This is a genomic window from Paenibacillus sp. 3LSP (assembly GCF_032465655.1).
GTDB classification, from domain to species: Bacteria; Bacillota; Bacilli; order Paenibacillales; family Paenibacillaceae; genus Fontibacillus; species Fontibacillus barengoltzii.
This window is the reverse complement of record NZ_JAWDJI010000257.1, coordinates 1-10826: the sequence shown is the minus strand read 5'-3', so window position 1 is coordinate 10826 and position 10826 is coordinate 1. Positions and strand designations below refer to the sequence as shown.

General features: G+C 48.9%; 11 protein-coding genes. 9 read left to right on the top strand and 2 right to left on the bottom strand.

The features are described from left to right. Window positions 1–100 precede the first annotated feature (100 nt). Window positions 101–613, top strand: a complete 513-nt coding sequence (locus RW092_RS22265; RefSeq protein WP_316011335.1) for a hypothetical protein — start codon at window positions 101–103, stop codon at window positions 611–613. A 339-nt stretch (window positions 614–952) separates the two neighbouring features. Here the strand turns inward: RW092_RS22265 and RW092_RS22260 are convergent, their stop codons facing one another. Then, window positions 953–1843, bottom strand: coding sequence for a LysR family transcriptional regulator (locus tag RW092_RS22260; RefSeq protein WP_316011336.1), 891 nt, complete (start codon window positions 1841–1843; stop codon window positions 953–955). Between the two features lie 132 nt (window positions 1844–1975). Between RW092_RS22260 and RW092_RS22255 the strand changes: the two genes are divergently transcribed. From RW092_RS22255 to sigJ, 4 genes are all read left to right on the top strand, one after another. Then, window positions 1976–3178 (top strand): MFS transporter, encoded by a 1203-nt coding sequence (locus tag RW092_RS22255; RefSeq protein ID WP_316011334.1) that lies wholly within the window; start codon window positions 1976–1978, stop codon window positions 3176–3178. A 347-nt stretch (window positions 3179–3525) separates the two neighbouring features. Beyond that, on the top strand, window positions 3526–4146 hold the full coding sequence (locus RW092_RS22250; RefSeq protein ID WP_127576715.1) for an FMN-dependent NADH-azoreductase: 621 nt from the start codon (window positions 3526–3528) through the stop codon (window positions 4144–4146). A 91-nt stretch (window positions 4147–4237) separates the two neighbouring features. Continuing rightward, window positions 4238–5062 (top strand): NAD(P)H-binding protein, encoded by an 825-nt coding sequence (locus tag RW092_RS22245; RefSeq protein WP_316011333.1) that lies wholly within the window; start codon window positions 4238–4240, stop codon window positions 5060–5062. Between the two features lie 140 nt (window positions 5063–5202). Further along, window positions 5203–6057 (top strand): RNA polymerase sigma factor SigJ, encoded by an 855-nt coding sequence (gene sigJ, locus RW092_RS22240; RefSeq protein ID WP_316011332.1) that lies wholly within the window; start codon window positions 5203–5205, stop codon window positions 6055–6057. Window positions 6058–6136: 79 nt separating this feature from the next. On the opposite strand, the gene RW092_RS22235 is transcribed toward sigJ, so the two are convergent. Next, a complete protein-coding gene (locus RW092_RS22235) occupies window positions 6137–6955 on the bottom strand; it encodes a CPBP family glutamic-type intramembrane protease (RefSeq protein ID WP_316011331.1) in 819 nt (272 codons plus the stop codon). Between the two features lie 379 nt (window positions 6956–7334). Here RW092_RS22235 and fliD point away from each other — a divergent pair, with 379 nt between their 5' ends. The 4 genes from fliD to RW092_RS22215 all read left to right on the top strand — a co-directional run bounded on the left by fliD (window position 7335) and on the right by RW092_RS22215 (window position 10539). Beyond that, window positions 7335–8504 (top strand): flagellar filament capping protein FliD, encoded by a 1170-nt coding sequence (gene fliD, locus RW092_RS22230; RefSeq protein WP_316011330.1) that lies wholly within the window; start codon window positions 7335–7337, stop codon window positions 8502–8504. A gap of 92 nt (window positions 8505–8596) precedes the next feature. Beyond that, complete coding sequence (locus RW092_RS22225) at window positions 8597–9508, top strand: aminoglycoside phosphotransferase family protein (RefSeq protein ID WP_316011329.1); 912 nt, start codon at window positions 8597–8599, stop codon at window positions 9506–9508. 98 nt (window positions 9509–9606) lie between these two features. Beyond that, the gene (locus RW092_RS22220; RefSeq protein ID WP_316011328.1) at window positions 9607–9741 is read left to right on the top strand and encodes a hypothetical protein; all 135 of its coding nucleotides are present in this window, start codon (window positions 9607–9609) and stop codon (window positions 9739–9741) included. A gap of 156 nt (window positions 9742–9897) precedes the next feature. Continuing rightward, window positions 9898–10539 carry a 2OG-Fe(II) oxygenase gene (locus RW092_RS22215; RefSeq protein ID WP_316011327.1) on the top strand — a complete coding sequence of 214 codons (642 nt, stop codon included), beginning with the start codon at window positions 9898–9900 and terminating at the stop codon, window positions 10537–10539. Window positions 10540–10826: the final 287 nt, after the last annotated feature.

Here is a 10826-nt window from a genome sequence, read left to right as displayed (position 1 = left end):
GAAAACCTAAGAAATCGTGAGCAAATGCAAGAAAACATTAATTTATAGTGGGAGGTGTTTTATTATAATATCTGTATTTCTTAGTTACCCGAAACCTCATTTGAAAATTCAAGAGTCATTTATTAATTTAATTACGGATTACTTAAAAGCGAGAGGAATTTATCCTAGGACATTAGGTGTTACGGACTATAATATGAGAGCGCCTCTTAATGCTATACGGGGATTAATGCTTGAGTCAAATGGAATAATTTCAATCGCTTTTAGGAGAACGTATATCGAGAAAGGACAAGTCAATTTTCAGTCTGAAATATCAGACCGAAAATCCATTGATGTTTCTGGTCAATGGATCACTAGTCCATATTGTCAGATTGAGCCGGCAATGGCTTTTCAGCTTGGTTTACCTATGTTAATCCTAAGAGAAAAAGGTGTATTAAGCGAGGGAATACTACAACCAGGTGTAGCAGGCATTTATCTACCTGAGTTTGATTTAGATAGAGGTTTTGCAGAATACTTAGATTCGCTGGAATGGAAACAACTTATTGGACAATGGGAGAGTTACGTAAGACAAGTTGCAGAAAACAAGGGGATTCCACCAAGGTTTTATAACAATTAATCTTGTTGTGTACATAGAAGTGAATACGTTGATATTGATTTTCATTAATTTTTATGATGCATGATAAGAGCAGGCGGACTTTGCTATGACTCCTGTCCATATTTTGTAGACAACCGTAGACAAAAGCTATAAAACTCGCAGATAAACGGTAAAATCAAATGAGACGAAATAAGAAATTGACTTCGAACAAAGCCTTACACAGTGGGACATAATGGGACATGATAAATAGTGGCGGGAGATAGGGTACACTTGTTCGACTCCCCTCGCCTCCATTTGAACTTAAAAAACCACAACCTTATGGTTGTGGTTTTTGATTTATTGCTCGGCGATCCTGTCTGATCACTCGAAACCTTCGCCCGACTCCTGGCCCGTTTGGAGCAGGACGGTAACCAATTGTTTGGCTGCCGGCGATATCTCCCCGAAGGAATGCGCGATGATGCCGATATCACGAGTGACGCCCGGTCGAATCTCCTTGACGACCAAATCGTGCGACACGGAAGATAGCGTAAAATTGGAAATCAGCCCGATGCCTAGCCCGTTACGGACCATACGGATCAAGGTTTCGGCCGATTGCACCGTCAAACCTTCCCCCAACTCGATCCGGTATTCTCTCAGGATGGAATTCATGGCGATCTCATGCCCGCCTTTACAGAAAATAACCTCGTCTCGGTAGCAATTCAGATCGATAATCGGTTCTTTCGCCAGCGGATGATCCACAGGAACGATCGCAACCATGTAGTCGGACTGCAATTTCTCGAATTCTAATGAATCGAACGGAGACGCCACAATCCCTAGTTCTACTGTTCGGTCTTCTACCCATTGCTTGATTTGATCGGAGACGCCTTCCAGCAACTCGATTTTCACCAACGGATAATTTGTACGGAAAACGGCGATGGCCTTGGATAGCAAGTTTGTTGTTGCTGCGGGGAAGGAACCGACTTTGATCTTGCCGCCGAGCAGGCGGTTCTCCCGGCCGGCAATTTGATAAATGCTGTTCTCGATCGCCTTCATCTGCCTGGCTAATACGAGAATCTCCCGCCCTGCTTCCGTCAGCAGCAACCCTTTATGCTTGTCACGGATGAACAGTTGGATGCCGAGCGACGCCTCCAAATTTTTGATCGCTTTGCTCACGGCTGGCTGTGAGATGAACAACGCTTTGGATGCCTCCGTAATGTTCGATGTCTCTGCAACCTGCACAAAGATTCGAAGAAGGTTCAAGTTCATTTGCATGCACTCCATCATAACCAATTGGTTATGTATTATATTCAATTTATGTATTTCAGTTATATTTGATTATACCCTATGATGAGATTCGAGAGCGAATAGTGCTATGAGAATTCTTCATCTTAGGAGGTCTTGTGGATGGCAATTGCTTCGGATCAAGCCCAATATACCGCCCCTGTCCCTAGCGCTTGGCGAATATGGACGACCGCTTGGCTCGTAACGGCGGTCTTCATCCTGTCCAATTCGGCCACCCCACTCTATGTTCGCTGGCAGCAGGAAATGGGCTTCTCCAATGGTACGCTGACATTAATCTTCGCCGCATATATCGCCGGTTTACTCGCGACCTTGCTCGTCGCCGGTCAGTTGTCTGATCGGTACGGTCGCAAGCCGGTGTTGTTCCCGGGCCTTGCGGCCGCCGTGCTCGCCTGTATTCTTTTTGGCACGGCCTCCACGGTCGCATCACTCTTGCTCGCGCGATTATTATCGGGCATTGCCGTCGGCGTCATCGTCTCGGCTGGCATGGCTTCGGTCGTGGATGTCGGAGGCCCTGCTCGGAGAAAGACGGCTGCGCTCGCCGCTTCGGTCGCCATGGTGCTGGGTGCAGGACTCGGTCCGCTGTTATCAGGCATCTTTTCCGAGTTGCTCTCCCAACCGGTCGTTCCCCTGTTTGGCACCCAACTTTTGATATTGGCCAGCGCCTTCGCCGTTGCCGGGTCACTTCCACGAATGCGCTTCCCAGCACGCCAAAGCGAATGGCGGCTTCGGCTGCCCAGCGTGCCCAAGGGTAACCGGCTGCACCTTGCTCTTGGCATCGCGGTCTTCGCTCCGGGCATCACGTCCACATCATTTATGCTGTCGCTCGGCCCATCACTGCTGAAGAAGCTGCTGGGCGCCTCGGATCCGCTTATCGCCGGCGGAATGACATGCCTCATGTTTTTGATGGCGACGGGGGTTCAATTTCTCCTGAAGAAGGTTACCATCCGAGGCCAGCTTCTGATGGGCGCAGCGTCCGTCTTTCTCGCCATGCTCTGCATGGTGATCGCTTCCTATGCTTCCGCCGTCACCCCGCTAGTGCTGGCAGCCTTGCTGGCCGGTGCGGGTCAAGGTCTCGGCCAACTCGGTGGCCTGACACTGATCGGCTTGCATGTTCCTGAGCATCGCAGAGCCGAAGCGAACGCGGTTCTTAACATCGGCGGCTATATCCCTGCCGCTATCCTCCCTGTGTGCACGGGCTACCTGATCGACTATACCGGATTGGCCACGGGAGCAACCGCCTTTGCCGCGATCTTAACTGTGGCAGCCTTGGCTGCAGCAGGGTTCGTACGTGTTAAGCTGCCGTAATCAGTGGGGTGTCTGCCTTTTATATCTACGGAGCTTACTCGGTCGTGGATAACGGACCTGATACGTTTTATTGGAAATTTAAAGCTTGCCCTTCGTCGGCAAGTTTTTTTGTTTTTCATACAGGTCACACACCTGTTTCACCCCTCCAATCCGCGTTCGAGGTGGTTTCTCGTGTCCATAGGTTACCAGACAAGTGATTGGACATGTCATGGAGTTTCCATGTTACAAATCAGAGCCGTACGTCGTCATATGTGCAAAACGCAAAGGGGAGATGAGGATCGACGCAAGCAATACATGATTATTTTTAGAGACAAAACTTCTATTACATTTCTGGAGGAATGATGAACATGGCAAATGTATTATTCGTTAAAGCTAACAATCGGGAGCAATCCATCAGCTTAAAGCTGTACGACGCTTTCTTAAGCGAGTACCGGGAGAAAAACCCGAATGACAATATCACGGAATTAGACCTTTTCGAAGTGGAGCTGCCATACTACGACGGCGAAATGTATTCGGGCATTATCAAGCTTTCCAAGGGTGAAGAACTTACAACCCGGGAACAAAACGCCATCGCGATCGCGAACAGCTACGCAGATCAATTCCTGGCAGCAGATAAAGTCGTATTCGCGTTCCCGCTTTGGAATTTTACGATTCCCGCTCCATTGCTGACCTACCTGTCCTATCTAAGCCAACCTCGCAAAACCTTCACTTATACGGCACAAGGTCCGGTAGGGCTGCAAGGCGACAAGAAAGTCGTGCTGCTTAACGCACGAGGCAGTGTATACTCCGAAGGCCCGCTGGCTCAAAAAGAGATGTCTGTGAACTACGTGAAAAGCATGCTGGCATTCTGGGGAATAACGAATATTGAAACGGTTGTCATCGAAGGTCATTTGCAATTCCAAGATCGGTCTCAGCAAATCATCGAAAACGGCTTGGCCCAAGCGGTTAAAGTAGCATCCAACTTCTAGTTCACAATAAGCGCGTAACCTTATACCGCTGTCCTCAGCTGCATCATGTTCAAACGGTATAAAAATAGGAATAGCAAAGGATGTGAAAAACATGATTCTGGTTACAGGTGCCACCGGCTCGGTGGGCCGTGAAGTTGTTCGGCTGCTGCATAAAGACGGTTTAAAGGTACGGGCGCTCGTCCGCAATCCGGAGAAGGCGAATCTTCCTGCAGGAGTTGAGCGGGTAGCCGGAGATTTATTGAAGTCGGAGACGTTTCTAGCGGCTTTGGAAGGCGTAGAGAAGGTGTTTTGGATGTTGCCCCTAGCCGCCGACTTTGATTTCCCGCGGATCGCAAGGCTTTCCGGAGTTCGGCATATCGTATTGCTCTCTGCGGCAACCGTTGAAATTGGAGCAGGAAACGCTATTGCACGACTCCACCTAAAAGCCGAGCAGGCAGTCCGGGAATCGGGTGTATCCTGGACATTCCTGCGGCCCAGCGGTTTCATGACCGATGCGTTTCGATGGAAAGATTCGATCAGATCCGAGGGGGTTGTCCGGGTGCCATTCGGCGACCTCAGCATACCAATCATCGATTCGCGAGACACGGCTGCCGTCGCAGCGAAGGCTTTAAGCTCAGACGGACATGAAGGGAAGATTTATACGTTAACCGGACCTGAACGACTTACTCGTAGAGAACAAGTACGCATACTTGGCGAAGTATTGGGTCGGGATATCGGTTTTGAAACGATCCCGGACGACATCGCTTATGAGCAACTGCTTCGGTATATGCCTGCGGAAATGGTTGACGCACTCTTTGAACTATCCAAGCAAGGTCAAAGATTCTCTACTGTGCTTTCTACCGTGATAGAAGTAACCGGTCGAGCGCCTCGCACCTTCAGACAGTGGGCGATCGATCATGCTGAAGAATTCGGTTAAGCTTCAATGATTGAAATTATGGAACCCTCGCCGCGGCCAAATATGCCGAAAACGGTTGCGATCAGTCACGCCAGTATGCTTCGATAGATAAAGAGCGCCCCGGGGTACAATATTTACAACAGGTAAAGGTGAGATGGCGTATGGAGGAACTGTACGATAAATATAAAGCGCTGCTGTTCACGCTGGCTTATCAGTTGACAGGCTCTGCGGCAGATGCGGAGGATGTGGTGCAGGACGTGTTCTTTAAGGTCTGCGACGTAGATCCCGAACGTTTGAGGGAACCGAAGGCCTATTTGTGCAAAATGGTAACCAATCGCTGTCTCGATCTGCAGAAGTCTGCGCGGAGGAGGAGAGAAGTGTACGTCGGTCCTTGGCTCCCCGAGCCGATTCCGACACCGGAAGCGGATACGCTCGAAACGGTCGTCCGCCGTGACCTGCTGTCTTATGGTATGCTTGTACTGCTCGAAAGGTTATCGCCGACAGAGCGTGCGGTTTTCGTTCTTCGTGAAGCGCTTGGATTCGATTACCCGGATATCGCCGAACTGCTTGGCAAGCGAGAGACAAATTGCCGCATGTTGATGAGCCGAGCGAGAAGCAAGATGGGCATATCCGAGGAAGAAACGGTTGCGGCCGACGCGATCGAATTGGAATGGGTGAGCCGCTTCCTCACATCCCTCGAGCAAGGTAACGTTGATCTTGTGTTATCCTTGCTGAGCGAAGACGTCATGCTCGTCACTGACGGGGGTGGAAAAGTCATCGCGGCTACACATCCGATACAAACGCGCGAACAAGTGGCCCTTATCCTTGCCGGCGCGCTCCATGGCTTGAAGTCTCAGGGAAGTCTTCACTCCGAGTTTGCAGCTCTGAACGGAGAGACTGGAATTGTGCTTCGATCCGGGGACGAAGCCGTGGCCGCTATCTATTTACAACATCGAGATGAAAAGATTCATAGAATCTACGTTGTAAGAAACCCGGATAAGCTTACTCGGGTATAGGGAGTCAACTGCATACCACGGTTCGCCTCCATTTTGGAAAACCACAACCTCATGGTTGTGGTTTTTTGCTATATGGGCATCAATTGTGAGACGCTCTTCCCCGTCTCCACATATAGAATGTCAGTCCAGCGTAGAACAGAATAACGAAGAGGCTCATGTCCCCGCTGATATATTTTGCGGCTTCTTGATGCTCGACCGTCACTGCGGCAAAAATGAGCCACACTAAATTATGCGTGGTGTGGATCATCGAGGAGGTCCATACACTGCCGGTCCGCATGCGAATTTCGCCAATCACGGGGCCAAGAAAGATCGTGCTGAGCACGGTCATGGGCAGCAGAAGCCAGAGATTCTCATCGGAGTGGTACGCTTCCGTGTTGAGAATTAACGGGAAGTGCCATACCCCATGGACGGCTCCGTGAAGTAACATCGCTTTTTTTCGGCCCATGCATCCAAGCATGGTCGGCAGCAGATACCCGCGCCAGCCAAGTTCTTCGCCCATGGATTGGGTTAACACCGACTTGATGTATAAGAAGACAATGAGCAGCGGAAATACCGTCCAACTGAAGCCTTCAAAGTCACTTCCAGGCTCGAAGGAGGATAGGTTCGCCGCATAGGCGACGGCAAATCCCACAGCCAACGGGATGATTGGAACGACCAGCGCAAATCCCCAACTTTTGAAGCCGAGCTTATGCAAACCAAGCTTTTTCCAGCCTGATTTACGGTAACCGTCACGCGTCACGATCAACATCATGATGAGCACTGCAATCGTTGGCGTCATCATATAAGCAAAGGTATTCATATGAGGGATGAAGCTGAAACCAACCGCCAGAAGCAAGACGAGCAGAATAAATACAATGGATTTAGTTGAATCTTTCAGGGAGGAAAATATGTTAATCACACCTTCTCTTAAGAATACAACCGCATGAGTGGCTGCATTCCAAGAGTATCAAAGTCATGTCATATCTACATAGTGACCGTTGTCATAATAAAAGTCATATCTGTCATGCCGTGGACTTGCTAAGGATAGGAGAAGATGCAATAATTCTAATCACATGCGAAGTTAAAGTTTTCTTTAAACTTCAACTATCGGCGATAATTCGGAGATAAAATAAGAGGAAAAGTGTCGAATCATCGTGCGAAGCGGGACCATGCATCCAGAATAAACTTTACAGTTCCATGATAAAGGGAGTGATGGATGAATGTTATCGAACGACTCGTATAGCTTGATCGATTCGACGAGCGGAACGGCAGCCATGAATGTTGAATCCTCCAATAGAATGAGTGAAAGTTCGTCTTTATTGTCCAGGCTCATCTCACCAAGTATGCATTATGTGCAATATTTCAAGACAGCGGCAACCGGAATTGTTAACTTCTTGAAATCTACATACAGAGTGCAAGAAGCGGCAAAAAAATTGATGCTGCGGAATAATCCATTATTCGAAGCAAGAACGGTGGAAACCTCGAACAGCAGCCTGGTTATTGCAATGGCATCGGCTGGAGCTGCAAGGCAAACCTATGAAGTGAAGTTGAAAGCGATTGCAAACCCTCAAAAGAACAGCGGGACCTTATTGTTAGGAGCAAGTGCATCCGTCGTAAGCCAAGGGGTGAATGAATTCACCATTGCTCTTGGCGGCAAGACGACCAAGCTATCGGTGGTGATCGCTGAGCACGATACGAATGATCAAGCGCTGAGCAAGTTACAAGAGGCGATCAATGCAGCAAAGACAGGGATTACTGCAACGATGCTCCCAGATGCAGATACGGGCCACCTGAAGCTAGAGTTATGCAGTGACCAAACCGGAACGGATCAGGCTTTCGAGGTTGAAGACGTTATCGGCAATGCGATGTCAGCAACAGGCGTACGGAATGTAACCCAAATTGCGTCCAATGCCTCATACAGCGTGAACGGCGGTGCAATTCAAACGTCTCAGTCGAACACAATTGAGCTGGAGAAGGACAAAGTGACGGTAACACTCCTGGCTCCATCGATGGAAACGGTGAGGATTCAGGTTAATCCGAATGTCGATAAAATCATTTCACAAGTGAGTGAGTTGATATCGAGTTACAATGCCATGGTGGGTCGTCTGACAGAAGCTGGCGGGATCTTGAACCCCTCTATCCGAAAAAGCTTGGATTTCTTAGTCGATTCCCCGACCTATGAGCAACTCGGCCTCTATCGTGACGGCGACGGCTTACTCCAGCTGGATGAAGAACAGTTCAAAAAGAATTTGAGCTTAAATTTCGATCAAACCACGCGAGCAATTAGCAGCCATGTCGGCCTGGCTTACCGTCTAGCCTTAGCTATGGAAAGATTCAATACCGTGCCGGCCAGCAGCCTGATGAACCAGACGGCTCGTCAGTTACAACAATTCGCGATCTACCAGTCCTCGATTCAAATCACGATGCCAACCTACGGAAGCGGTTTGTTTGTGAATATGCTGTTTTAGCTTTAGATTAATCATCGGGTCAACCAGAATTGGTTGGCCTTTTTTGGCATCAGGTATAATGGTTCTAGGCGGATTGGGGGAGGGAGCATTCTGTGTTCGCGGATATCCAAGGTTATGAAACGTTCAAAAAAATCGATCCGATCACCAAAGGCTGGTCGAGCGACCAAAAATACTACATCGAAACCGTCACCAACGAGAGATGGCTGCTGCGCATCGCAGATATTTCCCAGTACGACCACAAGAAACATGAGTTTGAAATGATGAAAAGATTAGCCGAAAGCAGGGTGCCCATGTCGCGGCCTGTGGATTTTGGGGTATGCAACAACGGCCAGAGTGTCTATTCCCTCTCGACCTGGTGTGACGGCGAAGATGCGCAAGCGGTATTGCCGAAGCTGACGGACACGAGGCAATACCACCTTGGCGTGACAGCCGGGCAAACCTTAAGGCAAATTCACAGTATCCCTGCCCCGGTGGATCAAGAACCGTGGGAATCCTCTTTTAATCGAAAAGTAGACCGGAAAATCAAGCAATATCATGACTGCGGCGTAAAAATGGTGGGCGACGAGCAGATCATCGCTTATATTGAAGCGAATCGGCACTACCTTAGCGAGCGACCGCAGTGCTTTCAGCACGGGGATTATCATGTGGGGAATATGATCATCTCACCCGAAGGGGAGCTGTGGATCATCGATTTTAATCGCTGGGATTACGGGGATCCGTGGGAGGAGTTTAATCGCATCGTGTGGAGCGCTAAGGTCAGTCCGCATTTTGCGACGGGACAGATTCACGGTTATTTTCACGGAAATCCTCCGGACGAATTCTTTACGCTATTGGCTCTCTATATCGGCAACAATGCGTTGTCTTCGATTCCTTGGGCCATCCCTTTTGGTGAAGTGGAAGTCGCCGTGATGCAGCAACAGGCCCGAGATGTCTTGACGTGGTTTGACGGGATGAGGAATCCGGTGCCGGCGTGGTACTTGTCTGATTTTAAATCCAGTATATAGATGGGATTCCGTACAAGTTGAAGTGTGGGTGGAGGATTTGCGGCGATTGATTTTTATGATGGTTGTGTCCTGTATGACTTTGTTGCTCCTCGCGCTTCATGTCTCCAGAGGAATTTACGCTGGGTGCGGTTATCGATGAGGTCTCGTTAAGAGCTGTGAGCGAGGATCGGAGCAAGCGTCAGCAATCCCTTGTGGAGTTGAAACAGGAGTGGGTTGCGGCTCTCTTGAAGTGAACTGAAGCACGCTAAAATCAACAACCCTGCGAGGTTGTTGATTTTTTGTTTGATGGAATGATCCGTGGGAGAACGGTTGAATGAGGGGGATACTCGACGAACTTAGGCTGATGTATAATAATTCCATCAAAAAACTGAATAGTAGAGGTGATAGAGATGAGCGAGGAGATTTCCATCTTGCCGATTCAATCCTTCTACTCGCTCGATGATCGTACCGTTGCGGCGACGGTACTGCACCAAGAGCCTTTGATCATGAAATTCGAACGGCTGCTGACGGACGACGAATGCCGGCAATTGATTGAGGCAGCCGCTCCCCGACTGCGAGACTCCAAACTCGTGAACAACGTGATCAGTGAGATCCGCACAAGCCGCGGGATGTTTTTCGAAGAAGAGGAAAACCCCTTTATCCATCGCATCGAAAAACGAATCTCCGCCTTGATGAACGTGCCCATCGAACACGCGGAAGGCTTGCAAATCCTCCACTACGGCCCCGGCCAAGAATACCAAGCCCACTATGACTTTTTCAGCCCGAACAGCCCTTCCGCAGAGAACAATCGGATCAGCACCCTGATCATCTACTTGAACGATGTGGAGGCAGGCGGAGAGACCGTCTTTCCCTTATTGGATCTAGAGGTCAAACCTGAGCGCGGGTCCGCCTTGTACTTCGAATACTTCTATCGCCAACAAGAACTTAACAACTTGACCCTGCACAGCAGCGTCCCGGTGGTTCGCGGTGAGAAGTGGGTAGCGACCCAGTGGATGCGGAGGCAGCGTGTGAGGGGGGGGTTGTTTTGGTGAATTTGGAAAACAGATAAGAGCGCAATATTTATCGTGACGAGATATGGAGTTGACTAATGCTCGATTAATTTGAAACAAAACTTTGATGGCACAGCCATGATATTTATGGCTGTGCCATTTTGTAATTATACTACTTCCGAACACACTAATATCTGTCTCTTATGAATATCTTTATTTTGTGATTGTTTTGGTGTTCAGAATCAAACCTTTCTTACAAGGGTAAACATGCTTCTTTTGAGAAATTAGAATTTCCGTATTATTTCAAGATAAACTCTTTATACACATCT

Bases quoted from the DNA above. Each gene is read 5' to 3' on its own strand.
- RW092_RS22260 (WP_316011336.1), bottom strand. From the start codon at position 1,843: ATGCAAATGAACTTGAACCTTCTTCGAATCTTTGTGCAGGTTGCAGAG.
- RW092_RS22255 (WP_316011334.1), top strand. From the start codon at position 1,976: ATGGCAATTGCTTCGGATCAAGCCCAATATACCGCCCCTGTCCCTAGC.
- RW092_RS22250 (WP_127576715.1), top strand. From the start codon at position 3,526: ATGGCAAATGTATTATTCGTTAAAGCTAACAATCGGGAGCAATCCATC.
- RW092_RS22245 (WP_316011333.1), top strand. From the start codon at position 4,238: ATGATTCTGGTTACAGGTGCCACCGGCTCGGTGGGCCGTGAAGTTGTT.
- sigJ (WP_316011332.1), top strand. From the start codon at position 5,203: ATGGAGGAACTGTACGATAAATATAAAGCGCTGCTGTTCACGCTGGCT.
- fliD (WP_316011330.1), top strand. From the start codon at position 7,335: ATGAGTGAAAGTTCGTCTTTATTGTCCAGGCTCATCTCACCAAGTATG.
- RW092_RS22220 (WP_316011328.1), top strand. From the start codon at position 9,607: ATGTCTCCAGAGGAATTTACGCTGGGTGCGGTTATCGATGAGGTCTCG.
- RW092_RS22215 (WP_316011327.1), top strand. From the start codon at position 9,898: ATGAGCGAGGAGATTTCCATCTTGCCGATTCAATCCTTCTACTCGCTC.